Source organism: Burkholderia sp. AU27893, assembly GCF_002223205.1.
In the GTDB taxonomy this organism is placed as follows: Bacteria; Pseudomonadota; Gammaproteobacteria; order Burkholderiales; family Burkholderiaceae; genus Burkholderia.
On the sequence record NZ_NKFD01000003.1, the window covers coordinates 225514 to 246998 of the forward strand.

23 protein-coding genes are annotated in these 21485 nt (G+C 68.5%); 13 read left to right on the plus strand and 10 right to left on the minus strand.

The window, feature by feature from the left end:
* Positions 1 to 102: 102 nt before the first annotated feature.
* Positions 103 to 1008 (minus strand): HTH-type transcriptional regulator ArgP, encoded by a 906-nt coding sequence (locus tag CFB47_RS19120; protein WP_046548680.1) that lies wholly within the window; start codon positions 1006 to 1008, stop codon positions 103 to 105.
* Positions 1009 to 1299: 291 nt separating this feature from the next.
* On the opposite strand from CFB47_RS19120, the gene CFB47_RS19125 reads away from it, so the two are divergent.
* The 3 genes from CFB47_RS19125 to CFB47_RS19135 all read left to right on the plus strand — a co-directional run bounded on the left by CFB47_RS19125 (position 1300) and on the right by CFB47_RS19135 (position 3949).
* Positions 1300 to 1953 carry a peroxiredoxin gene (locus tag CFB47_RS19125; protein ID WP_089459289.1) on the plus strand — a complete coding sequence of 218 codons (654 nt, stop codon included), beginning with the start codon at positions 1300 to 1302 and terminating at the stop codon, positions 1951 to 1953.
* A 140-nt stretch (positions 1954 to 2093) separates the two neighbouring features.
* Positions 2094 to 3164, plus strand: coding sequence for an MBL fold metallo-hydrolase (locus CFB47_RS19130; protein ID WP_089459144.1), 1071 nt, complete (start codon positions 2094 to 2096; stop codon positions 3162 to 3164).
* Between the two features lie 125 nt (positions 3165 to 3289).
* A complete protein-coding gene (locus CFB47_RS19135; RefSeq protein WP_089441461.1) occupies positions 3290 to 3949 on the plus strand; it encodes a glutathione S-transferase family protein in 660 nt (219 codons plus the stop codon).
* Positions 3950 to 4049: 100 nt separating this feature from the next.
* Here the strand turns inward: CFB47_RS19135 and CFB47_RS19140 are convergent, their stop codons facing one another.
* Both CFB47_RS19140 and CFB47_RS19145 read right to left on the minus strand, forming a co-directional pair.
* Entirely contained in the window at positions 4050 to 4742 is a 693-nt protein-coding gene (locus CFB47_RS19140) for a phosphatase PAP2 family protein (RefSeq protein WP_089459143.1), read from the minus strand.
* Positions 4743 to 5171: 429 nt separating this feature from the next.
* Positions 5172 to 6407, minus strand: coding sequence for an MFS transporter (locus CFB47_RS19145; protein ID WP_089462033.1), 1236 nt, complete (start codon positions 6405 to 6407; stop codon positions 5172 to 5174).
* Between the two features lie 101 nt (positions 6408 to 6508).
* On the opposite strand from CFB47_RS19145, the gene CFB47_RS19150 reads away from it, so the two are divergent.
* A complete protein-coding gene (locus tag CFB47_RS19150) occupies positions 6509 to 7492 on the plus strand; it encodes a LysR family transcriptional regulator (protein ID WP_089459142.1) in 984 nt (327 codons plus the stop codon).
* 53 nt (positions 7493 to 7545) lie between these two features.
* Here CFB47_RS19150 and CFB47_RS19155 read toward each other — a convergent pair whose 3' ends face one another.
* Positions 7546 to 8184 (minus strand): 2-hydroxychromene-2-carboxylate isomerase, encoded by a 639-nt coding sequence (locus tag CFB47_RS19155; RefSeq protein WP_089461952.1) that lies wholly within the window; start codon positions 8182 to 8184, stop codon positions 7546 to 7548.
* A 141-nt stretch (positions 8185 to 8325) separates the two neighbouring features.
* The gene (locus CFB47_RS19160) at positions 8326 to 9147 is read right to left on the minus strand and encodes an IclR family transcriptional regulator (protein WP_089459141.1); all 822 of its coding nucleotides are present in this window, start codon (positions 9145 to 9147) and stop codon (positions 8326 to 8328) included.
* A 172-nt stretch (positions 9148 to 9319) separates the two neighbouring features.
* Here CFB47_RS19160 and CFB47_RS19165 point away from each other — a divergent pair, with 172 nt between their 5' ends.
* From CFB47_RS19165 to CFB47_RS19180, 4 genes are all read left to right on the plus strand, one after another.
* Positions 9320 to 10306 (plus strand): hydroxymethylglutaryl-CoA lyase, encoded by a 987-nt coding sequence (locus CFB47_RS19165; protein ID WP_089461953.1) that lies wholly within the window; start codon positions 9320 to 9322, stop codon positions 10304 to 10306.
* A complete protein-coding gene (locus CFB47_RS19170) occupies positions 10303 to 11583 on the plus strand; it encodes a CaiB/BaiF CoA-transferase family protein (protein WP_089459140.1) in 1281 nt (426 codons plus the stop codon). Before CFB47_RS19165 ends, CFB47_RS19170 begins: the two co-directional genes overlap by 4 nt.
* A gap of 82 nt (positions 11584 to 11665) precedes the next feature.
* Positions 11666 to 12973 (plus strand): MFS transporter, encoded by a 1308-nt coding sequence (locus tag CFB47_RS19175; protein WP_089459139.1) that lies wholly within the window; start codon positions 11666 to 11668, stop codon positions 12971 to 12973.
* Position 12974: 1 nt separating this feature from the next.
* A complete protein-coding gene (locus CFB47_RS19180; protein WP_089459138.1) occupies positions 12975 to 14105 on the plus strand; it encodes an amidohydrolase in 1131 nt (376 codons plus the stop codon).
* A 31-nt stretch (positions 14106 to 14136) separates the two neighbouring features.
* On the opposite strand, the gene CFB47_RS19185 is transcribed toward CFB47_RS19180, so the two are convergent.
* From CFB47_RS19185 to CFB47_RS19195, 3 genes are all read right to left on the minus strand, one after another.
* Positions 14137 to 14613 (minus strand): SRPBCC family protein, encoded by a 477-nt coding sequence (locus CFB47_RS19185; protein WP_089441471.1) that lies wholly within the window; start codon positions 14611 to 14613, stop codon positions 14137 to 14139.
* Positions 14614 to 14737: 124 nt separating this feature from the next.
* On the minus strand, positions 14738 to 15223 hold the full coding sequence (locus CFB47_RS19190; protein WP_089461954.1) for an SRPBCC family protein: 486 nt from the start codon (positions 15221 to 15223) through the stop codon (positions 14738 to 14740).
* Entirely contained in the window at positions 15195 to 15560 is a 366-nt protein-coding gene (locus CFB47_RS19195) for a helix-turn-helix transcriptional regulator (protein WP_089441473.1), read from the minus strand. Before CFB47_RS19195 ends, CFB47_RS19190 begins: the two co-directional genes overlap by 29 nt.
* Positions 15561 to 15763: 203 nt before the next feature.
* Here CFB47_RS19195 and CFB47_RS19200 point away from each other — a divergent pair, with 203 nt between their 5' ends.
* From CFB47_RS19200 to CFB47_RS19210, 3 genes are all read left to right on the plus strand, one after another.
* Positions 15764 to 16294, plus strand: a complete 531-nt coding sequence (locus tag CFB47_RS19200; protein WP_089441474.1) for a GNAT family N-acetyltransferase — start codon at positions 15764 to 15766, stop codon at positions 16292 to 16294.
* Positions 16295 to 16305: 11 nt separating this feature from the next.
* A complete protein-coding gene (locus tag CFB47_RS19205; RefSeq protein WP_089461955.1) occupies positions 16306 to 17091 on the plus strand; it encodes a YhfC family intramembrane metalloprotease in 786 nt (261 codons plus the stop codon).
* Between the two features lie 109 nt (positions 17092 to 17200).
* Positions 17201 to 17779 carry a hypothetical protein gene (locus tag CFB47_RS19210; RefSeq protein ID WP_089461956.1) on the plus strand — a complete coding sequence of 193 codons (579 nt, stop codon included), beginning with the start codon at positions 17201 to 17203 and terminating at the stop codon, positions 17777 to 17779.
* An 84-nt stretch (positions 17780 to 17863) separates the two neighbouring features.
* Here the strand turns inward: CFB47_RS19210 and CFB47_RS19215 are convergent, their stop codons facing one another.
* Entirely contained in the window at positions 17864 to 18448 is a 585-nt protein-coding gene (locus CFB47_RS19215) for a TetR/AcrR family transcriptional regulator (protein ID WP_089461957.1), read from the minus strand.
* A 342-nt stretch (positions 18449 to 18790) separates the two neighbouring features.
* On the opposite strand from CFB47_RS19215, the gene CFB47_RS19220 reads away from it, so the two are divergent.
* Positions 18791 to 19495 carry an SDR family oxidoreductase gene (locus tag CFB47_RS19220; protein WP_089459134.1) on the plus strand — a complete coding sequence of 235 codons (705 nt, stop codon included), beginning with the start codon at positions 18791 to 18793 and terminating at the stop codon, positions 19493 to 19495.
* Between the two features lie 64 nt (positions 19496 to 19559).
* On the opposite strand, the gene fabV is transcribed toward CFB47_RS19220, so the two are convergent.
* Entirely contained in the window at positions 19560 to 20762 is a 1203-nt protein-coding gene (fabV, locus tag CFB47_RS19225) for an enoyl-ACP reductase FabV (RefSeq protein WP_089461958.1), read from the minus strand.
* 161 nt (positions 20763 to 20923) lie between these two features.
* Here fabV and CFB47_RS19230 point away from each other — a divergent pair, with 161 nt between their 5' ends.
* A complete protein-coding gene (locus CFB47_RS19230) occupies positions 20924 to 21457 on the plus strand; it encodes a GbsR/MarR family transcriptional regulator (RefSeq protein WP_011353812.1) in 534 nt (177 codons plus the stop codon).
* Positions 21458 to 21485: the final 28 nt, after the last annotated feature.

Genomic DNA, 21485 nt, shown 5'->3' on the forward strand with positions numbered 1-21485 from the left:
GGCGCGTTCGCGAGGCCGATGGAAAAAGTATAGGCGGCGCGGCGGGGATTCTCGTCGTTACTCTTGCCGCAGACGGCATCGGCGGTGCCGCTCAAACACGCGTTACGGCAGCGGCGCGAGCAGCCGCCGCGCAGCTTCGACGACCCGCTCGGACAACGACGCCATCGTCGGCGACTGCACGGTCCACGCGTGCCAGTACAGCGTGACGTCGGTCGGATGCGCGGGCGCGAGATCGACGAGTCCCTGCGTGTCGAGCGGTGCGCTGCCGATCAGCGGCTCCGGCACCATCGCGTAGCCGAGCCCGTGCCGCACCGCCGCGAAATGCGAATGGGTGCCCGGCACGTAGTGGCACGGGTACGCGCCTTCGGGCAACCCGAACTTCTCCTTCAGGAACGACGACTGCAGCGTATCGCGCCGCGAATACGCGACGACGGGCGCCTTGCGCGCGCTCGTCCGGTTCAGCCCGCGCGGAAACCAGCGCACCGCGAACGCGGCGGCCGCGAGCAGCCGGTAGCGCATCGTGCCGAGCGGCGTCGCGAGGCAGCCGCGCATCGGCTTCGGCTCGGTCGTCACGCAGCCGACCGCCATCCCGCTTTCGAGCAACGCGAACGTGTGGTCCTGATCTTCGACGATCAGCTCGAACAGGATGCGCTCGCCGGCGAGCACGGACGTCAGCGCCGGCAGAAACCACGTGCCGAGGCTGTCCGAATTGAGCGCGATCGTCACCGAGATCGGCGATTCGCGCTCGGTTGCGAGCGTGCTTTGCAGGTCGGCCTGCAGCAGCGCGACGCGGCGCAGGTGCTGCAGCACGCGCTGCCCGGCCACCGTCGGGCGGCACGGCCGCGTGCGCAGCACCAGCGGCGTGCCGAGGCTCGCCTCCAGCGCGCGGACCCGCTGCGTGACGGCGGACGCGGTCACGTGCAGGCGCACGGCGGCCTGCTCGAAGCTGCCCGTGTCGGCGACGGCCAGCAGCGCGGCGGCCTGCTTCGGATCGATCGTCATCGACATGTCGGTGGAATTCCTGTGAACGTAAGACGAGAACAGCCGGTAGTGTAAGTCAGCACGTACCGGCGGCCGGGAGCGGCGCAAGGTTCTGCCGCGCCGCATTCATCGTCGGAATGGGCCACGTTACGCAAGCACGCCGTGTGCTCGATACCGGTGGCGCGCGCATTTTGACCTACGCTGTATGAACGCGCGGACCCCGGCATGTGCCATGCCGGCCCTTCGCGCGCGGACGATCGCGCGTCGCGCAAGCCGCGGCGCGGGCGTCGTGACGATTCCCCTTTCACGGAGACGAACATGTCGATTCGACTAGGCGAGGACGCGCCCGATTTCACCGCGGAGACCACCGAGGGAACGATCCGCTTTCATGAATGGATCGGCGACCACTGGGCGATCCTGTTTTCCCATCCGAAGGATTTCACGCCGGTGTGCACGACCGAACTCGGCTACATGGCCGGGCTCAAGCCGGAATTCGACAAGCGCAACACGAAGATCATCGGGCTGTCGATCGATCCGGTCAGCGATCACCGGAAGTGGGTGGCCGATATCGCCGAAACGCAGGGGCATGCGGTCAACTATCCGCTGATCGGCGACGACGAACTGAAGGTCGCGAAGCTGTACGACATGATTCATCCGAATGCGAGCGGCGGCCCGCGCACGGCGGTCGACAACGCGACGGTTCGCTCGGTCTTCATCATCGGGCCGGACAAGAAGGTCAAGGCGATGCTCGTCTATCCGATGAGCGCGGGGCGCAACTTCGACGAGGTGCTGCGCCTGCTCGACGCGCTGCAGCTCAACGCGAAGCATACGGTGGCGACGCCGGTGAACTGGAAGCCCGGCGACGATGTCATCATTCCGACGTCGGTGTCGGACGATGCGGCGAAGCAGAAGTACCCGGACGGCTTCCGGACGTTGAAGCCGTACCTGCGCTACGTGGCGCAGCCGCGTTGACCGCACCGTGCCGGCCGGATGGTGGCCATGCACGACCACGACGCGGCGGCCCGCGCGACGGCGACAGTCGCGGCGCGGGCCGGACCACAGCATCAGGTACGCATCGAACAAGCCTTAACCAGCGACGGAGCAACTTCGCGATGATCTTCCGGCAACTCTTCGACCCGCAATCGTCGACGTACACGTACCTGCTTGCCGACAGCGCGTCGCGCGAAGCGGTGCTGATCGACCCCGTGTTCGAGCAGGTGCGCCGCGACGCGGCGCTGCTCGACGAGCTCGGGCTGCGGCTCGTCGCGACGGTCGACACGCACGTGCATGCGGATCACGTGACGGGCGCATGGCTGCTGAAGCAGCGCACGGGCAGCACGATCGCGATCTCGGCCGCGAGCGGCGCGCAGGGTGCCGACCGCTATCTGAACGACGGCGACCGCTGCGCGTTCGGCGCGCGCTACCTGACCGTGCGCGCGACGCCCGGCCACACGAGCGGTTGCATCAGCCTCGTGCTCGACGACGAATCGATGGCGTTCACCGGCGATTGCCTGCTGATCCGCGGCACGGGCCGTACCGACTTCCAGCAGGGCGACCCGCGCGCGCTGTATCGCGCGGTGCACGGCCGGCTCTTCACGCTGCCGGCCGCGTGCCTGCTGTATCCGGCGCACGACTATCGCGGGCTCACGGTGACGAGCGTCGGCGAGGAACGGCGCTTCAATCCGCGTCTCGGCGGCGACCTGAGCGAAGACGATTTCGCGGGCTACATGCGCAACCTCGGGCTCGCGCATCCGCGCCAGATCGACGTCGCGGTGCCGGCGAACCTGCAATGCGGCGTCGCCGCGAACGCGCCCGATGAGCAGGCCGCGCCCGACTGGGCGCCGCTCGTCTATACGTTCGCCGGGTTCTGGGAAATCGATCCGCAATGGCTCGAGGATCATCTGCCGGCGGTGCAGGTCGTCGACGTGCGCGAGCCGGACGAATTCACCGGCCCGCTCGGCCACCTGCCCGGCGCGACGCCGATTCCGCTCGGCGAACTGGCCGCGCGCGCCGGCGAGATCGCGCGCGACCGGCCGGTCGTGACCGTGTGTCGGGCCGGCGGGCGATCCGCGCAGGCGACCGTCATTCTGCTGAAGGCCGGTTTCGACACGGTGGCGAATCTCGGCGGCGGAATGCTGCGCTGGCGTGCCGAAGGGCGCGTCGTGATGGACGGGCGGTCGTAACGCCCCCAGTCGCACGACAAAGAAATTCCGACTCGCTGTCGAAACGGCCGCGTGCCGTTCGTCGTCAAGGTATCCGATCACGTGGCGCCGCATCACGCGGCGCCGAAACCCAGAGAGACCGCACGATGAAGCCCACGCTCTACGCCCATCCCTTTTCGTCCTACTGCCAGAAGGTGCTGACCGCGCTGTACGAGAACGGCACGCCGTTCGCGTATCGCGTGCTTGCGCACGACGATCCGAAGCCGATGCAGGAGCTGGCCGCGCTGTGGCCGCTGAAGCGCTTTCCGGTGCTCGTCGATGCCGGCCGCACGGTGATCGAGGCGTCGATCATCATCGAGTATCTCGGCCTGAACCATCCTGGCCCCGTGCGCCTGCTGCCCGACGATCCGCACGCGGCGCTCGAGGTGCGGACGATGGATCGTTTCTTCGACAACTACGTGTCGACGCCGCAGCAGAAGGTCGTGTTCGACGCGCTGCGGCCGGAGGCCGAGCGCGATGCGCGCGGGGTGGCCGATGCGCGCGCGATGCTGGAGACGTCGTACGCGTGGCTGGACAAGAAGATGGCCGATCGCGAATGGGCGGCCGGCGACCGTTTCAGCCTCGCCGACTGCGGCGCGGCGCCGTTCCTGTTCTACGCGGACTGGACGCACCGGATCGATCCGTCGTTCGCGAACGTGCTGGCGTATCGCCGGCGTCTGCTGGCGCGGCCGTCGTTCGCGCGCGCGGTCGACGAGGCGCGGCCGTTTCGCCCGTTCTTTCCGCTGGGTGCGCCTGATCGCGACTGATCGGCATGGCCGTCGCGCGGCGCGACGTTGCCGCGCAGGGCCGGCAGCGCGTGCCGGGGCGACGGAACGTAAGCAGCGGCAGCATCGCGGTCTCTCCTCGTCACATCGTGTGGGTGGCCGACTGCGCGAGCGTCAGCAGTTCGTCGAACTGCGTGATCAGCTCGAAGCACAGCAGGAACGCGAGCGTATAGGCGGGCGCGGGGAAGCGCTGGATCGTCGCGAGTACCTGCGGCGCAAAGCGCGAGCGGATTGCATCGCGCGTCAGCAGCCACGCGAGCGCGATGCCGATCGCGGCGCCCGCGATCAGGTCGGTCGGGTAGTGAAAGCCGAGATACGCACGCGGCACGCAGATGAACACGACCGCGTACAGCAGCGCGAACACGCCGACGCGGCGCGCGATGATGAAGATGCCGGTGGCGATCGCCATCCACAGCATCGCGTGATCGCTCGGAAACGAACTCCATGCCTGCAGCGTGGCTGCACGTAATCCTGCCGACGGAAAGTGCAGGTGCAGGTCGGGGTTGTAGATCGGCCGCACGCGGAACGGCAGCACCTGCGCGAGCAGCCGGCCGATCGCGAGCGCGATGAGCCCGCTCGCGATCGTCGCGACGACCAGTTCGCGCTGCCGCTCGCGGTTCGGGCCCGGCTGGAACCACAGCCAGCACAGCACGGGAATGAGCACGAAGCCCTTGAACGTGTACAGGCCCGCGATCACGCGGATCGCGTGATTCATCAGCGGGCCGAACGTGATGTGGGTGAGGAAGGTCTGGATCGGGGTGTCGAAATCGTTCATGTTCTGTGCGACCCGGGCGGACGCTCAGCGCATGACATGCGGCCGGCAGGATCGAAAGGCGCGCTCGTACCGGAGCGCAACGGGGGGCAAGTATGTCACCCGATATTTCGAAGAAAATGCGAAAAAATACCGGGAATCCCCTGATAAAACGGGGCTGTGCGGTGGGGCCGGATGGGCGAGCGCCATGTGGCGGGGCGCGTCGAATCGTCCGACGTTTTCGCGTCGATGCGCACGGCCGCCGGAAAAATAATCGGTTGAACTGGACATTCGTTCGAGCGGGTGCGGACCGTGCGCGGAATGGGAGCTTTTCGTGCCGAATGCGCACGAATCGGCCGGGTTGCGCCGCGTCATGCGTGCGGCGATCGAAAATAAAAGAAAAGGCGGGCAAGCCCTGTGGGCCTGCCCGCCTTGTGCGTGCGATGCGGAATTTCAGCGGCGCCAGATCCGCACGGCGAGCGCGGCGAGCGACGTCACGACGGCCAGCCCGGTCACCGCATTCCAGCCTAGTTGCGCAAGCAACAAACTGCCGATCGCGGCGCCGGCCGCCATCCCGATGAACATGCCGACGAACAGCACCGCGTTGAGGCGGCTGCGCGACGCGGGGTCGATCCGGTAGACGATTGCCTGGTGCGCGATCAGCGTGGCCTGCACGCCGAGATCGAAGCCGATCGTCGCGACCGCGAGCAGCACGAGCTGGGCATGCGCCGACATCAACGGTGCGGCGGCCATTGACGCGAACGACACCGTCGCGATGCCGATGCCGATGCGCGTGACGCGCTCGGGGCCGTGATGGTCGGCCAGGCGCCCGGCAATCGGCGCGGCCAGCGCACCAGCCGCACCTGCGAGGCCGAACGCGCCCGCGGCTGCGCTGCCGAGGTGGAACGGCGCGCCGTGCAGCATCACCGCGAGCGTCGACCAGAACGCGCTGAACCCGACGGCCAGCAGCCCCTGCGCGAGCGCGGCGCGGCGCAGCGCCGGATGCTGGCGCCACAACGCGCCGAGCGACCCGATCAGCGCGCGATACGGCAGGCGCGTGGTCGGCTCGAAGTGCGGCAGCCCGCGCGCGGCCACGACGCCGATCACGGCGACGCTGGCGGCCGCAAGCGCGAACATCGCGCGCCAGCCGGCTGTTTCCGCGACGAACCCGGCCACGACCCGCGACAGCAGGATGCCGAGCAGCAGCCCCGTCATCACCGTGCCGACGATGCGGCCGCGATGCGCGTCGTGCGCGAGCGTCGCGGCGGCCGGTACGACGTCCTGCGCCATCGTCGCCGCGAGGCCGATCGCGAAGCTCGCCGCGAGCAGCAGCCCGAGCGACGGCGCGATGGCGGCGAGCAGCAGCGCGACGACCAGCGTCGCGGCCTTGGTCACGATCACGCGGCGGCGGTCGAACCGGTCGCCGAGCGGCGCGAGGAGCAGGATGCCGAGCGCATAGCCGAGCTGCGTGAGCGTCGGCACGAAGCCGATCGCGCGTGCCGATGCGCCGAGATCGGGCCCGAGCGCGCCGAGCATCGGTTGCGCGTAGTAGAGCGGCGCGACGCCGAGGCCGGCGGCGGCCGCGAGCAGCAGCACGAGCCGGCGATCGGGCATCGAATGGGTGGCCGCCGAGTGGGCCGGGGCGTGGGCGGCGCGGGGCGCGGCATCGAGACGGGACGGGGTGGACATGGCGTGCATCCTGGTTGCGATGAAGGAATGGACGCGAGTGTGGCGGCATGCGGCCGGCCACGGTAGTGCCGCCCTGCGCAGATTTGTTATACGCTCCACGAATGACCGAAAAATCTCCCTTCTCTCCCACTGCTGGCGGGTCTGCGCGCATTCAGGCGGTGCCGGTGGACGGCGCCGGCTATCGTTTCGAGCTGATGGAAACCTTCGTACGCATAGTCGAGGCCGGCAGCCTGTCGGCCGCGGCCGCGCAACTGCATACGACGCAGCCGACGATCAGCCGGCGGCTGCAGGCGCTCGAACGCTCGCTCGGCATGCGGCTGCTGCAGCGGACCACGCACACGATGCGGCTGACCGTCGACGGCGAGCGCTGCTTCAAGCGCGCGAAGGAGCTGCTGGCGAACTGGGCGGCGTTCGAGGCCGATCTGCGCGGCGCGCAGGAGGAGCCCGACGGGCTGTTGCGGGTCGCGGTGCCGCACGCGTTCGGTCAGGAGCGTTTCGTCGAGCCGCTCGCGCGGTTTCTGCGCGACTATCCGCGCGTGTCGGTGGAGTGGCTGCTGCAGGACGAGGTGCGGGACTTCGTCGGCAGCGGCATCGATTGCGCGATCCAGGTGGGCGAGCCGACCGATCCGGCCGTGGTCGCGATCCGGCTCTCGAAGGTGCCGCGCTTCGTGGTCGCCGCGCCGTCCGTGCTGAACGGCGCCGACGTACCGGCCGACCCCGACGCGCTGGCCGGGTTGCCGTGGCTCGCGCTGCGCACCTACTACCGCACGGAGCTGGCGCTCACGCATTCGGTCACGGGCGAGACGCGCCGCATCGCGATTCGCCCGCGTATCACGACCGCGAACCTGTACGCGCTACGCAGCGCGGCGCTGCTGGGGGTGGGCGCGTGCGTCGGCTCGTCATGGATGCTGGCCGACCACCTCGCGCGCGGCGAGCTCGTTCATCTTGCGCCCGAGTGGCAGGCCGCGCCGCTGCCCGTCTACCTGACCTACCCGCATGCGCAGTTCTATCCGTCGCGGCTCGTGCGGTTCGTCGCGATGATGCGCGAGGCCGTGCCGGGGCTCGTCGAAGGGCGCGATACCTGACCTCTGACGCGGGATGTGTCGCAAGCGGAGGGCGGCGGGCGGCCGCAGCGGCTTCAGCCGCGCCGGATCCCTTCGGGCAGCGCGCTGATGCGGCGCACCTCGGGCGAATCGAGCCACGCGCGCGACGTCGCGCAGTCGGCGAACATGTCGGTCGCATCCTCGCCCCAGAACAGGTCGCCGTCGAGTGCGAAGGTCGGCACGCCGAATACGCCGTGCGCGATCGCATCGTCGGTGTTCGCACGCAGTGCGTCCTTCACCGGCTGGGCGTCGACGGCCGTCACGCCTTCCGGAAAGCCGACCGCTGCGCACAGCGCGGCGAAGCCTTCCGGCGTCGACACGTCGTTGCCGTCGCGCCAGATATGCCGAAAGATTCGTTGAATCGCATCGAGTGAATTGCCCATCGCGATCGCGAGGCGCAGCGGCTTGATCGGATTGAACGGGTGCGCGGGCGGCATCCGGAACGCAATGCCGAGCTTGTCCGCGCGGTATTGCGCGTGGCGATAGGTGAAGACGCGTTTCGCCGCGATCTCGGCCGGTGCTTTCTGGCCCCAGTGGGCGAGCAGTGCGCCGAGCACGATGGGCTTCGGCTCGAACGCGGCGGCGGCCGGCAACCGGTCGAATTGTTCCTGCTGCAGATAGGCGAACGGCGAAACGAAATCGAAATACCAGGTAGCGGTGCGCGCGGCGTTCATGGTGGCGGCCCTCAAGCGTGGCTGGTTGGCGGTGGCTCGCGCGGCATGCCAGCAGGCGGCGCGCGACGCATGCATCGGCGGCCAGTGTCGCACGCGGCCGCCTTTCGCGCAGTGGCGTGGCCAGGCGCGCGCTGCTGCCGGTTATGACTCCGCGTCGCCGTGGTCCGCTGGCGATGCGAGCCGCGCGAGGCTGTCGCGCACGGCTGCTGCGTCGTAGCGTGCGCCCGAGCCGCCGAGCGCCACGGTCGCCTTCTGCGCGAGCGGCAACAGCATCGCGAGCGCTGCCGCCATGGCCGGTGCGTCGGCGAGCCGCGATTTCGGGCCCGATACGGTCAGCGCACCGACGCACTCGCCGGCGGCGCCGAACACGGGCACGGATGCCGACGCCGTCTCCGGGTCGCGCTCGCCGTACGACGCGGCCCACAGCTGTTCGCGCACGTCGTGCCATTGCGCATCCTGCATGTCGGTGAACGCCAGCAGCACCTTCCCGGACGCGCCCTGGCGCACCGGAAACTCCTCGCCGACCCGAATCGACACGCGCACCGCACGGGCGGGCTCGACCCGGTACAGCACCGAGCGCATGTCGCCCTGGCGCACGTAGAACGACGCCGTTTCGCCGAGTTCGCGGCTCAGCGTCTCGAGCAGCGGCTCGACCACCGGGCCGACCCGGAACGAACGCTGATACAGCGCGGCGAGCCGCAGCGGCTCGTGTCCGATCGCGTACTGGCCGTCGTCGAGCTTGCGCATGAAGCCGCCATGTTCGAGCGCCGTGAGCAGGCGCAGGATCGTGCTCTTGTACAGCCCGGTGCGGCGCGACAGCTCCGCGAGCGACAGCCGGTCGTCGGTCGGCCCGAACGCACGGAGGATCGCGAACGCGCGATCGAGCACGGCGACGCCGCTGGACGCTTCTTCGGCCGGCGAATCGGGCTCGCTGCCGGCGTGATCGGTGTGAGTCTTGGGCACTGCGTGCTTCCTTCTGAGGATGATCGATCGACTATATCGTTCTGTCTGGCAGAACTCAAGTTCCAAAAAATCGCAATTTCACGGGTATACCCCGCTTACAGCCCATTCGATGCGCGCATAGAGTTCTATCAAGCAGAACGATGTTCTTTCAGATAGAACAATGGAGTGTCAAATGAGCGTTTCCGAATATCCGAAGGTGCTGGTCAGCGAGGTCGGGCCGCGCGACGGCCTGCAGAGCATCCAGGCCGTGATGCCGACGGCCGGCAAGCTGCGCTGGATCACGGCGCTGGCCGCGGCCGGCCTGCGCGAGATCGAGGTCGGCTCGTTCGTGCCGGCGAAGCTGTTGCCGCAGATGGCCGATGTGCGCGAAGTCGTCGCGCACGCGCTGGCGATTCCCGGGCTGCATGTCGCCGCGCTCGCGCCGAACCTGCGCGGCGCCGAGGGCGCATTCGAGGCCGGCGTGCACAAGCTGACGCTGCCGGTCTCGGTCACGGAAGCGCATTCGCTGGCGAACATCCGCAAGACGCCCGCGCAGATGATCGACGAGGTGCATGCGATCGTCGCGCTGCGCAATGAGCGGTTTCCGTCGGTGCAGATCGAGGCGGGCGTGTCGGTCGCGTTCGGCTGCACGATCGCGGGCGCGGTGAGCGACGACGAGACGATCGCGATGGCGGTGGCGATGGCCGAATGCGGCGTCGACGAGATCGGGCTGTCCGACACGAGCGGCTATGCGAATCCGGCGCAGGTGCGCCGGCTGTTCCTGCGCCTGCAGCGCGAAGTCGGCGACAAGGCCGGCGGCGCGCATTTCCACAACACGCGCGGGCAGGGGCTCGCGAACGTCGTCGCGGCGCTCGACGCGGGCGTGATGACGATCGACGCGAGCCAGGGCGGCCTCGGCGGTTGCCCGTATGCGCCGGGTGCGACCGGCAACATCGTCACCGAGGATCTCGTGTTCCTGCTCGAGGCGATGGGATTCGACACGGGTATCGACGTCGACGCGCTGCTCGCCGCGCGCGCGATCCTGCACGCGGCGCTGCCGGCCGAGGCGTTGTACGGCCATGTGCCGGACGCCGGGTTGCCGAAGGGCTTCCGTTACGCGGACGGCCGCGCCCCGAGCGCGGTGCAACCGGAAGGATGCCTGACGGGAGTCGCGCAATGAACGACCACCAACCGGCTTCGACGCTGCCGTACGCAGGCACGCGCGTGATCGAGATGACGCACATGGTGATGGGCCCGACCTGCGGAATGCTGCTCGCGGATCTCGGCGCGGAGGTCATCAAGATCGAACCGATCGCGGGGGACAGCACGCGCGCGCTGCGCGGTTCCGGCGCGGGCTTCTTCGGGATGTTCAACCGCAACAAGAAGAGCCTCGCGGTCGACGTGAAGGATCCGCGCGGGCTGGAGATCGTGCTGCGGCTCGTGGCGACCGCGGACGTGTTCAGCGAGAACTTCAAGAGCGGCACGATGGACCGGCTCGGCCTCGGCTATCCGGCGCTCTTCTCGCTGAATCCGCGCCTCGTGTACGTGTCGCACAAGGGCTTCCTGCCGGGGCCGTACGAGCATCGCACCGCGCTCGACGAAGTGGTGCAGATGATGGGCGGCCTCGCATACATGACGGGCCCGGAAGGGCGGCCGCTGCGCGCGGGCGCGAGCGTGAACGACATCATGGGCGGCATGTTCGGCGCGATCGGCGCGATGGCCGCGCTCGCGCAGCGCGAACGCACCGGCCGCGGCCAGCAGGTGCAGAGTTCGCTGTTCGAGAACAACGTGTTCCTCGTCGCGCAGCACATGATGCAGTTCGCGGTGACCGGGCAGGCCGCCTCGCCGATGCCGAGCCGGATTTCCGCGTGGGCCGTCTACGACGTGTTTTCAGTTAAGGATGACGAACAGATCTTTCTCGCGGTCGTATCGGACACGCAGTGGGCGCTGTTCTGCGATGCGTTCGGCCTCGCCGCGCTGAAGGACGATCCGCGCCTCGCGACCAACAACCTGCGCGTGCAGGCGCGTGAGTGGCTGCTGCCCGAATTGCGCGCGCGGCTCGCGCCGCATTCGGCCGCGGAGATCGGCGCGATCTTCGAATCGAACGGCCTGCCGTACGCGCCGATCACGAAACCGCAGGACCTGTTCGACGATCCGCACCTGCTCGCCACGGGCGGCCTCGAGGCCGTGACGTTGCCGGCCGACGCGAGCAGCGCCGGGCGGCCGGTCGACACGCGCACCGCGCTGCTGCCGCTGACGCTTGCCGGCGAACGCCTGCGGCTGCGCGCGGCACCGCCCGCACTCGGCCAGGACACGCGCGCGCTGCTCGGCGAGCTCGGCTATACGCCGGACGATGCGCGTGCACTGATCGAAGCCGGCGTCGTCGCGGGCCAGCAGGGCGCGGACGATGCGGCGCCGGGCGGCGCGCCGTCACCGAACGAACTGGCGAGCGCGTAGCGCGGCCGCGATTCACCGAACGAACAAAGGCGTCCCGGCCGTGCCACGCACGGGCGCGGCCGCCCCTTCCACGGAGACAACCATGACATCCGCTTCCCCGGCACTGGCCGACGATCGCGAGACCGATGCGTCGATCGAGCAACGGGCCGTGCGCAAGGCCGCGTGGCGCTTCATTCCGCTGCTCGCGCTCGCGTACTTCTTCAACTACCTGGACCGCACGAGCGTCGGCTTCGCGGCGCTCACGATGAACCGCGATCTCGGCCTGACCGCGACGCAGTTCGGCTGGGGCGCGGGGATCATGTTCGCCGGCTACTGCTTGTTCGAGGTGCCGAGCAATCTCGCGCTGTACCGCTTCGGCGCGCGGCGCTGGCTCGCCCGCATCATGATCACGTGGGGGCTGATGGCGGCCGCGACCGCGCTGGCGACCGGGCCGACGAGTTTCTACGCGATCCGGCTGCTGCTCGGCATCGGCGAAGCCGGATTCTTTCCGGGCGTGATCTTCTTCCTTGCCGTGTGGTTTCCGGCGAGCTACCGCACGCGCGTGCTGGCGTGGTTCACCGTGTCGACGCCGCTGTCGTCGCTGATCGGCGGTCCGTTGTCGACGTGGCTGCTGCAGCTCGACGGCGTGCTCGGGCTGGCCGGCTGGAAGTGGATGTTCATCGTCGAAGGGCTGCCGGCGTGCGCGCTCGGTTTTCTCGTGCTGAAGCTGCTGTCCGATTCGCCGGCGCATGCCGCGTGGCTGTCCGACGACGAGCGGGCGGCGCTGCAGCGTGCGTTCGAGCGCGACGGCACGGCCGCCGGCCGCAAGAAGCGCTTCGGCGTCGCGCTGCGCGACGTGCGCGTGTACCTGCTCGCGCTGATCTCGTTCGGCTTCACGATGGGGTCCTACGGGATCGGCATCTGGCTGCCGCAGATGCTGAAGGCGCACGGCATGTCGACGATGCAGACGGGCTGGCTGTCCGCGGTGCCGTACTTCTTCGCGACCATCGCGCTGCTGTGGTGGGCGAAGCGCGTGGACCGGCGCGGCGGCCCGGTTGCGAATCTGGCGATCGGGCTGTTCATCGGCGCGGTGGCGCTTGGCGTGTCGACGCACTTCCTGACGCTCGGGCCGGCCCTCGTCGGCATCACGCTCGCGCTGATCGGCACGATCGCCGGCCGCACGATCTTCTACACGCTGCCGTCGCGCTTCCTGTCCGGCCAGGCCGCGGCCGGCGGGCTCGCACTGATCAACTCGATCGGCGCGCTCGGCGGCTTCGCGGGGCCTTATCTCGTCGGCTACCTGAAGGACAGCTTCGGCACCTTTACCGCCGGTATGCTCGGCCTCGCGATCGTGCTCGCGATCACGACGCTGCTCACGCTGTCGCTGGTTGCATTCGACCGGAGCGAATGACATGGACACGACGATGTCGATCAAGCGACGCCGGCTGCTCGGCGCGGCGGCCGCCTCGCTCGCGCTGCCCGCGTTCACCAAGGCGCGCGCGGCCACCCAGGAAGGAGTCTCCCGCATGACGACGCAAAGCAACTATCTCGCGGTCCGCCCCGACTGGCTCGCGTCGGCGCTCGAACCCGCGCTCGAGCCCGACCTGCCGATCGTCGACGCGCATCATCATTTCTATGAGCGGCCGGGCTGGATCTACATGCTCGACGACTATCTGCAGGATGCGCGCTCGGGCCACAACATCCAGGCGTCCGTCTACATGCAGGCGCAGACGCGCTATCGCGACTCGGGCCCGGCCGAACTGAAACCGGTGGGCGAGACGGCCTACGTCGCCGGCGTGACCGAGCCGCTGCAGCACGGCCCGGTGGCGGTCGCGAAAGGCATCGTCGGCCACGCGGACCTGCGCCTCGGCGAACGCGTGCGCGAGGTGCTCGAAGCGCATCTCGAAGCCGGTCGCGGGCGCTTCCGCGGGGTGCGTCACCTGACGACCTGGGACGCCGATCCGACGCTCGCCAATCCGCTGTCGGCGGTGCCGCGCGGGCTGCTGCTCGATCCCGCGTACCGCGCGGGCGTCGCGCAGCTCGCGCCGCTCGGGCTGTCGTATGACGCGTGGCTGTTCTTTCCGCAACTGCCCGAACTGTTCGAGCTGGCGAAGGCGAACCCCGATACGCGCGTCATCGTCAATCACTGCGGCGGTGTCGTGCGGATCGCCAGTTATGCGGACAAGCGGCCGGAGGTGTTCGAGCGCTGGTCGGCGTCGATGCGCACGCTCGCGCAACTGCCGAACGTGTACGTGAAGGTCGGCGGGCTCGGGATGCGCATCAACGGTTTCGATTTCGAGAAGGGCGAACGGCCGCCGTCTTCCGCGCAGCTCGCCGACACGTGGAAGCCGTGGATGATGACCTGCATCGACGCGTTCGGCCCCGGGCGCTGCATGTTCGAGAGCAATTTCCCGGTCGACAAGGGCTCGTATTCGTTCGTGAACGGCTGGAATGCGTTCAAGCGGCTGACCGCGCAGGCGAGCCCGGACGAGCGCGACGCGCTGTTCCGCGGCACGGTCACGCGCGCTTACCGGCTCGGCTGACGCGCGCCGCCGGCCCCGGCGCGGCGCTGGCTCATCCGGCTTCCACCAGCGCCGCGAGCCGCGCCAGCGCCATCTGCCAGCCGGTCTCGTTGTCGGCGGCCGGCACGCCCGGCGGCACCCCGTCGTGCACGGCGTCCACGCGCGTGCCGCCCGCTTCGTCGGATAGCGTGATCGTGATCGTCATGGCGCCGCGCAGCATCGGATCGTCGGTTTCGAACACGTCGATCTCGACGATCTGCTTGTCCGGCACGAGCGTGACGAAGCGGCCGTGATAGGTATCGGTGCGCGCGGTGGTCTTGCCGGTGCCCGCCGACGGCGCGTCGTAGCTCAGCGATACCCGCAGCGCACCGCCTTCGCGTGCGTCGTACGCATGCACGCGGCACGTCATGCCGTCGGGCACCTTCCATTGCTCGACCGCGTGCGGATCGAGCAACGCGCGGTAGACGCGCCCGCGCGGGGCGTTCAGGTGCCGGCTGACCCGGGTCGAATGCGTGTGCGTGTGCAACATGTGGCCTCCCGCGGCGTGCGCACGACGGTGCACGCCGGCGGCTGGCGTGTCGTCATGCTTCCTTCAGGAATCCTAGGCGCGCGAACGGCGGCATGCAATGACCGCACACGCGGCCGCGGCCGGCTCAGCGCAATGCGGCCGCGAATTCGTCGAGCTGCGTGATGCAGGTGTTCCAGCCCTCGAAGAAGCCGAGCGCTTCGTGGCGTTCGCGCGTGGCGGCGTCCGGATGCATCACGCGCGCTTCGTAGCGGCTGCCCGCGTCGTCGTCGGCCATCGTGATGATCGCGGTGAAGCCCATCCACGGCGCCTGCGGCCGCCAGCCGCCCGCGAGCATCGACGTGAACGCGATGCGCGATTCCGGCACGATGTCGAGGAAGCAGCCGGGATTGTCGCTGGTGCCGCCATCGGGGCCGCGCATGTACGTGTGGAAGGCGCCGCCCGGACGCAGGTCGAACGCGCGCACTTCGGTGGTCCACGGTTTCGGGCACCACCATTGCTTCAGCAGTTCGGGGTCGGTCCAGGCACGCCACAGCGCGTGGCGCGGCGCGCGCAGCGTGCGCGTGATGACGAGATCGTGGGCTTCAACGGGGTCGACGGGGCTGGCTGACATCGTGCTCCTCCTGGTGACGGCGTTCGACGAATTCGACGAGACGATCGGATCGGGCTTCCCATAGCGCGCGCTGCTCGGCGAGCCATGCCTCGGCTTCGGTCAGCCGGCTGCCGACCAGCGTGCAGGTGCGCGAGCGGCCCGCTTTGCGGGTCTGCACCAAGCCGCTGCGTTCGAGCACGGCGACGTGCTTCATGAACGACGGCAGCGCCATGTCGAACGGTTCGGCCAGCGCGGAGACGGTCCGTTCGCCGTGGCCGAGCATGCTGACGATCGCACAGCGCGTGGGATCGGCGAGGGCGTGGAAAACGTCGCTGATGCCGGGTTGAAAGTTAGCCATGTGGCTAAGTATAGGGGAGACGAACGGCGATGCAACGGAATTTTTCGTCGCGTAGGATGATGGGGCGGTAACACGCACCGACCGGGTGCGGCGTTGCCGCGCGCCTGCCGCCGTTGCGCGAGCCGCGATGGCCGGCCGATGTTCCTTCCCATCCGGACGCACGCCGAACCGCGTGTGCGACCCAACTGACTACCGGAGTTGGCATGACCGAATCCGTTACCGTCCGCCGCGTCGGCGCGGGCGAAGCGAAGCGCTGTGTCGAAGCATTGGCCGACGTGCTGATCGATTGCGTCGAGGGCGGCGCGTCCGTCAGCTTCATGTTGCCGATCGAGCGGGCGACCGCCGTCGCGTTCTGGACGAACGTCGCCGACGGCGTCGCGAACGGCGAGCGCATCCTGCTCGTTGCCGAGGACGCGGCCGGCCGGATCGTCGGCACCGTGCAGGTCGTGACCGCGCAGCCCGAGAACCAGCCGCATCGCGCCGATATCTCGAAGATGCTCGTGTCGCGGCACGCGCGCCGGCAGGGCATCGCCGCGCGGCTGATGGCGGCGGCCGATGCGGCCGCGCGCGACGCGGGCAAGACCGTGCTCGTACTCGATACCGTGACGGGCGGTGACGCCGAGCGACTGTACGAGCGGGCCGGCTGGCAGCGTGTCGGAGTCGTGCCGAACTACGCGCTGATGCCCGACGGCACGCTCTGCGCGACGACGTATTTCCACAAGCAGCTCGCGTAACGGCATTCGTCATGCATCCCGTCGCCCCGTCGCTCCTGTTCCTCACGCTCGCGGTGGGCGTCGTGGCGCTGACTGCGCCGGTGTTGCTCGCGGCCGCATGGCGGCGCCGCATGCAGGTGCCGTGGCGGGTGTTTTTCTACGGCATGCTGACCTTTTTCGTGTTCCAGCCGGTATTGCGCATGTCGTGGCAGATTCCGCTGTTCCACTGGCTCGGGAACGATCCCCGCTGGCACCTGGCGATGCTCGTGTTCGCAGCGCTGACGGCCGGGCTCTTCGAGGAGTGCGGGCGCTGGGTCGCTTTCCGGTATCTGCTGCCGAAGCGACATGACGCGCCAACGGCCGTGATGCTCGGGCTCGGGCACGGCGGGCTGGAGGCGATGCTGCTGGTCGGCGTCGGATTCATCGCGCTTGCTACCGCCTACTTGCTCGCGCGAGCAGGCGTCGTGGTGCCTGAAGGTGCGCAGTCGCTGATCGGGTCGCAGTTCTCCGGCATGACACTCGCGTCGCCGTTACTCGCGCTGTTGGAGCGCGCAAGCGCGATGGCCGCGCACGTGGGGCTGTCGCTGATCGTGCTGCAGGCATTCGTCCGCGGCACGAAGCGCTGGCTCGCGTATGCGATCGCGTTTCATTTCCTGTTCGACCTCGCCGCCGTACTGCTGACGCGGTACTGGCATGTCGATACCGTGCTGGTCGAGGTGCTCCTGTTCGTGTGCGGTGTCGCGCTTCTGTGGCTGGGGCTGCGCTGGAGCCGCCGGATGACGGGCGCCGGCGAGGCAAGCACGGGGCATGTTGTCTGATTGGCAGGGCTTCGTCCGGGAATCAAGCAGGGCCGCGGACATCGCCGGTCCGATATAGTCACGCAGGAAGACTTCAGCAGAACGAGAACGCCCCGGAACCACCGCCCCGATGAAACGCTCCCATGTCGCTTTCGCCCTCACGGGCCTGCTCGTCGCGCTGCCGATTGCCGCGTATGCGCTCGTCAAGCCGTTGCGCGTCGTCGCGCCCGCGCTGGTTCCCGGTGTGTCGTGCCCGAGCGCCGATATCTGCACGGACGATGCCGCGAAGCTCGGCGACGCGCAGCAGCTCTATCGCGACGGCTATGCGCGCGCGGCGGCGGCCGTCGGTGCATTCCAGGCGGCGCCGCGCGTCGTGTTCTGCTCGACGCGGGCGTGCGCCGATGCGTTCGGCCTCGGCCCACGCGCGGCGCTGACGCTCGGGAATTTCGGCGTGGTGGTCGCACCGCGCGGCTGGCAGACCTACTTTCTCGCGCACGAACTGATCCATCACCGGCAGGCCGAAGTGCTCGGCAACCTGGCCGTCGCGACCCGGCCGCGCTGGCTGATCGAAGGGATGGCGTATTCGCTCAGCGACGACCCGCGCCACCCGCTCGCGGAGCCGTTCGAAGCGTGGCGCACGCGTTTTGCCGCCTGGAATGCGGCGCGCGGTGCCCAGCCGCTGTGGGATGCCGCACGGGCGGTCGAATAGCGCGGCGAGACGCCGAAACGTCGCCGCACTAGTGAGCCCACTCACACGCAGCGCGAGCCGACACGTCACGACGTCATGGCGCGGCTACGCCGGCGCGCCCGAATCGTCGCGCCCGGCGGTGAGCGTCTCCCGCCCGGCGGCGAGGATCTCGTCGGCCAGCGCCGGATCGGTGCCGGCGATCGCGCGCGACAGTACGAGCGCGCCGACCATCTGGCTGAAGACCGCGACCGCATCGCGACGCGTCTGTGCGGGCGTCGCGCCTTCCGTGGCCACCATCCGTTCCAGCCGATCGAGGTACGTGGCGAGGCCGCGCGCGTAGCACGCTCGCGCCGCATCGGTCAGTCGCGGCGCATCGCCCGCGAAACCGGACAGCGGGCATCCGGCCTCGACGTTGTCGCGATGCGCGGCCGACAGATACAACGCCACCTGCGCGTCGAGACTGCCGGCATTCGGCGAATCCGCACGGTCCTGCATCGCTTTTTCCATCACCTCGGCGACCAGCGCGTCTTTCGACTTGAAGTGGTTGTAGAAGCCGCCCTGCGTGAAGCCGGCTTCCTTCATCAGCTCCGTGAGCCCCACCGCGTCGACGCCGCGCGCGCGGAACAGCCGCTCGGCGGCCGCGACGATCGCACTCCGGTTCTCGGCAGCCTGCTGTCTTGACACGCCCATCGATCCCTCCCTGATTTAGTCGATCGCGTCGATTGGAAAACACAATGGCGATCACCATTGACATGCCCGAGGGGCGAGAACACAATGCACCGCAAAGACAATGGTGATCGACATTGACATCGAGTGTAGCCGACTTGGCGGCGGGAGCAAAGCCGCGACCGGAACACCGGATGGCAAGCAGTCGGGGTCTTGGGCGCCGCCGGGTCACGGGCACCGGGCGGCTCGCCGTCTGCCGGCGGCGGCGCCACGGTTCGGCAAGCAAAGGGCAGGCTGGTTTTCCACCGGATCTCACGCGCGCGGCGAGCCGGCGCGCATGAGATTCATCATGCGAAAGGAACGAACATGAAGATCGAAGGTGCAGTGGTGTTCATCACGGGCGCGAACCGCGGGCTCGGGCTCGAGTTCGCGAAGCAGGCTCTGGCGAGAGGGGCGCGCAAGGTTTATGCGGCGGCGCGCGATCCGGCCACCGTGACGCTGCCGGGCGTCGTGCCGGTGAAGCTCGACGTGACCGATCCGGCGGCCGTCGCCGCGGCGGCCGATGCCGCACGCGACGTCACGCTGCTGATCAACAACGCCGGCATCGCGCGGCTCGGCAGCCTGACCGACGACGGCGCGCCCGACGCGTTGCGCAATCACTTCGAAACCAACGTGTTCGGGATGCTGGCGATGTCGCGCGCGTTCGCGGGCATCCTCGCCGGGAATGGCGGCGGCGCGATCCTGAACATCCTGTCCGTCGCGAGCTGGGTGAACCGGCCGATCCTGGCGGGCTACGGCGTGTCGAAATCGGCTGCGTGGGCGCTGACCAACGGGCTGCGCCATTCGCTGCGCGAGCAGCACACGCAGGTCGTCGGGCTGCATGCGGGTTTCATCGATACCGACCTGACGGCCGGCCTCGACGTGCCGAAGGCCACGCCGGCCGACGTCGTGCGCCAGGCGTACGAAGCGATCGAAGCGGGAGAGGAGGAAGTGTCGACCGACGAGTTCACGCGGCAGGTGAAGGCCACGCTGTCGTCGGGCGTTTATCTGGAAGAACCGGCGCCGCGTTGAAGCCGCCGGTATCCCGAGCCCGCTGCCCTGGCTGCGCGTGCAGCGGGGGCGGCGGGCCGACCCATCAGACGGTGGTGTCGATGATGCCCGGGATCTTCACGTCCGGGTTCACGTCCGCGTCGTAGTCGACGCCGGCGATCTCGAAGCCGAACAGCCGCAGGAACTCGGTCTTGTAGCCGGTGAAGTCGGTCAGTTCGTACAGGTTCTCGTTCGTCACGTGGTTCCACTGCGCGACGACCTTCGCCTGAACTTGCGGATCGAGCTCCTTGTAGTCCGCGCGCAGGCGGCCTTCCTCGTCGACGTGCGGCGTCGCGCCGTACAGGCTGTCCTTGAACAGGCTGTACACCTGCTCGATGCAGCCTTCGTGCGTGCCGGCTTCCTTCATCGTCTTGAACAGCAGCGACAGGTACAGCGGCATCATCGGGATCGCCGAGCTGGCCTGCGTGACGACCGCCTTCAGCACCGACACGCGCGCGTCGCCGCCGTGCGCGGCGAGCTTGTCGCGGATCGACAGCACTTTCTTGTCGAGATCCTTCTTCGCTTCGCCGATCGAGCCGTTCCAGTAGATGTCGTGCGTGATCTGCTCGCCGAGATACGTGAACGCGGTGGTCTTCGCGCCGTCGGCCAGCACGCCGGCTTCATCGAGCGCGTCGATCCACATCTGCCAGTCCTCGCCGCCCATCACGGCGACGGTGCCGTCGATCTCTTCCTGCGTCGCCGGTTCCAGCGTGACGTCACGGATCACTTCCTTGTCGGTGTCGAGGCCGCGGAACGTGACCGTCTTGCCGATCGGCTTGAGCGTCGAGCTGATGGTCTCGCCCGTCTTCGGATGCGTGCGGCGCGGTGCCGCGAGGCTGTAGACGACGAGATCGACCTTGCCGAGATCCTGCTTGATGGTGTCGATCGTGACCTGCTTGACCTTGTCGGAGAATGCGTCGCCGTTGATGCTGCGCGCATAGCGCCCCTTTTCGGCGGCGAATTTCTCGAACGCGGCGGTGTTGTACCAGCCGGCCGTGCCCGGCTTCGTCTCGCTGCCGGCACGCTCGAAGAACACGCCGAGCGTGTCCGCGTCCGAGCCGAAGGCGGCCGAGATCCGGGCGGCGAGGCCGTAGCCGGTCGACGCGCCGATCACGAGCACCTTTTTCGGGCCGTTGGCGATCGGGCCGTGCGAAGTCACGTAGTCGATCTGTTCCTTGACGTTGGCTTCGCAGCCGACCGGATGAGTCGTCACGCAGATGAAGCCACGCACGCGCGGTTTGATGATCATGGAAACCTCTTGTCTGAAAGGCAGAAAACGGCCTGAATTCGGGAAAATCCCGCGCATTGTAAAGGAAGCCGCCGATCGCGGGCGGGAGCCGCCGGAACCGGTCGGGTCGTCCAGTTATTTCTCTCTTGACAGAAATAACTGAAATGCCTAAATTTCACGTCATGGAACTCACACCGATTGCCGAACGATTCATTCTCCACTGGGGCGAAATGGGCTCGCGGTGGGGCGTCAACCGCACCGTCTCGCAGATCCACGCGCTGCTCTATCTGGCCGGCCGGCCGATCGCGGCCGACGAGATCGCCGAGACGCTCAACGTGGCGCGCTCCAACGTCAGCACGAGCCTGAAGGAGCTTCAGGCGTGGCGGCTGGCGAAAGTCGTGCACGTGCTGGGCGACCGCCGCGACCACTTCGAGACGTCGACCGACATCTGGGAGCTGTTCAAGCTGATCGTCGAAGGACGGCGGCAGCGCGAGATCGAGCCGACGCTCACGGTGCTGCGCGACTGCCTGACGAATCCCGAGATCGCGAACGAGAGCCGCGAGACCGAGCAACGCATCCGCGACACGCTGCAGTTCGTCGAGACGCTCACGACCTGGTCGGACGAGATGCTGCGGCTCAAGCCCGATACGCTGATGAAGGCGCTCGGCATCGGCGCGAAGATCAGTCAGACGGTCAGGCGCAAGCCGTCGAAGTAAGCAGGACACGCGGTGCGGGCAGCCAGCC

What these genes read in the sequence shown, in the direction of transcription:
- CFB47_RS19200 (WP_089441474.1), top strand. Translation starts at nt 15,764, where the DNA reads ATGACCGAATCCGTTACCGTCCGCCGCGTCGGCGCGGGCGAAGCGAAG.
- CFB47_RS19185 (WP_089441471.1), bottom strand. Translation starts at nt 14,613, where the DNA reads ATGTTGCACACGCACACGCATTCGACCCGGGTCAGCCGGCACCTGAAC.
- CFB47_RS19230 (WP_011353812.1), top strand. Translation starts at nt 20,924, where the DNA reads ATGGAACTCACACCGATTGCCGAACGATTCATTCTCCACTGGGGCGAA.
- CFB47_RS19165 (WP_089461953.1), top strand. Translation starts at nt 9,320, where the DNA reads ATGAGCGTTTCCGAATATCCGAAGGTGCTGGTCAGCGAGGTCGGGCCG.
- CFB47_RS19155 (WP_089461952.1), bottom strand. Translation starts at nt 8,184, where the DNA reads ATGAACGCCGCGCGCACCGCTACCTGGTATTTCGATTTCGTTTCGCCG.
- CFB47_RS19215 (WP_089461957.1), bottom strand. Translation starts at nt 18,448, where the DNA reads ATGGGCGTGTCAAGACAGCAGGCTGCCGAGAACCGGAGTGCGATCGTC.
- CFB47_RS19170 (WP_089459140.1), top strand. Translation starts at nt 10,303, where the DNA reads ATGAACGACCACCAACCGGCTTCGACGCTGCCGTACGCAGGCACGCGC.
- CFB47_RS19145 (WP_089462033.1), bottom strand. Translation starts at nt 6,407, where the DNA reads ATGTCCACCCCGTCCCGTCTCGATGCCGCGCCCCGCGCCGCCCACGCC.
- CFB47_RS19205 (WP_089461955.1), top strand. Translation starts at nt 16,306, where the DNA reads ATGCATCCCGTCGCCCCGTCGCTCCTGTTCCTCACGCTCGCGGTGGGC.
- CFB47_RS19125 (WP_089459289.1), top strand. Translation starts at nt 1,300, where the DNA reads ATGTCGATTCGACTAGGCGAGGACGCGCCCGATTTCACCGCGGAGACC.
- CFB47_RS19140 (WP_089459143.1), bottom strand. Translation starts at nt 4,742, where the DNA reads ATGAACGATTTCGACACCCCGATCCAGACCTTCCTCACCCACATCACG.
- CFB47_RS19210 (WP_089461956.1), top strand. Translation starts at nt 17,201, where the DNA reads ATGAAACGCTCCCATGTCGCTTTCGCCCTCACGGGCCTGCTCGTCGCG.
- CFB47_RS19150 (WP_089459142.1), top strand. Translation starts at nt 6,509, where the DNA reads ATGACCGAAAAATCTCCCTTCTCTCCCACTGCTGGCGGGTCTGCGCGC.
- CFB47_RS19190 (WP_089461954.1), bottom strand. Translation starts at nt 15,223, where the DNA reads ATGTCAGCCAGCCCCGTCGACCCCGTTGAAGCCCACGATCTCGTCATC.
- CFB47_RS19120 (WP_046548680.1), bottom strand. Translation starts at nt 1,008, where the DNA reads ATGTCGATGACGATCGATCCGAAGCAGGCCGCCGCGCTGCTGGCCGTC.
- CFB47_RS19135 (WP_089441461.1), top strand. Translation starts at nt 3,290, where the DNA reads ATGAAGCCCACGCTCTACGCCCATCCCTTTTCGTCCTACTGCCAGAAG.
- CFB47_RS19220 (WP_089459134.1), top strand. Translation starts at nt 18,791, where the DNA reads ATGAAGATCGAAGGTGCAGTGGTGTTCATCACGGGCGCGAACCGCGGG.
- CFB47_RS19175 (WP_089459139.1), top strand. Translation starts at nt 11,666, where the DNA reads ATGACATCCGCTTCCCCGGCACTGGCCGACGATCGCGAGACCGATGCG.
- CFB47_RS19130 (WP_089459144.1), top strand. Translation starts at nt 2,094, where the DNA reads ATGATCTTCCGGCAACTCTTCGACCCGCAATCGTCGACGTACACGTAC.
- CFB47_RS19180 (WP_089459138.1), top strand. Translation starts at nt 12,975, where the DNA reads ATGGACACGACGATGTCGATCAAGCGACGCCGGCTGCTCGGCGCGGCG.
- fabV (WP_089461958.1), bottom strand. Translation starts at nt 20,762, where the DNA reads ATGATCATCAAACCGCGCGTGCGTGGCTTCATCTGCGTGACGACTCAT.
- CFB47_RS19195 (WP_089441473.1), bottom strand. Translation starts at nt 15,560, where the DNA reads ATGGCTAACTTTCAACCCGGCATCAGCGACGTTTTCCACGCCCTCGCC.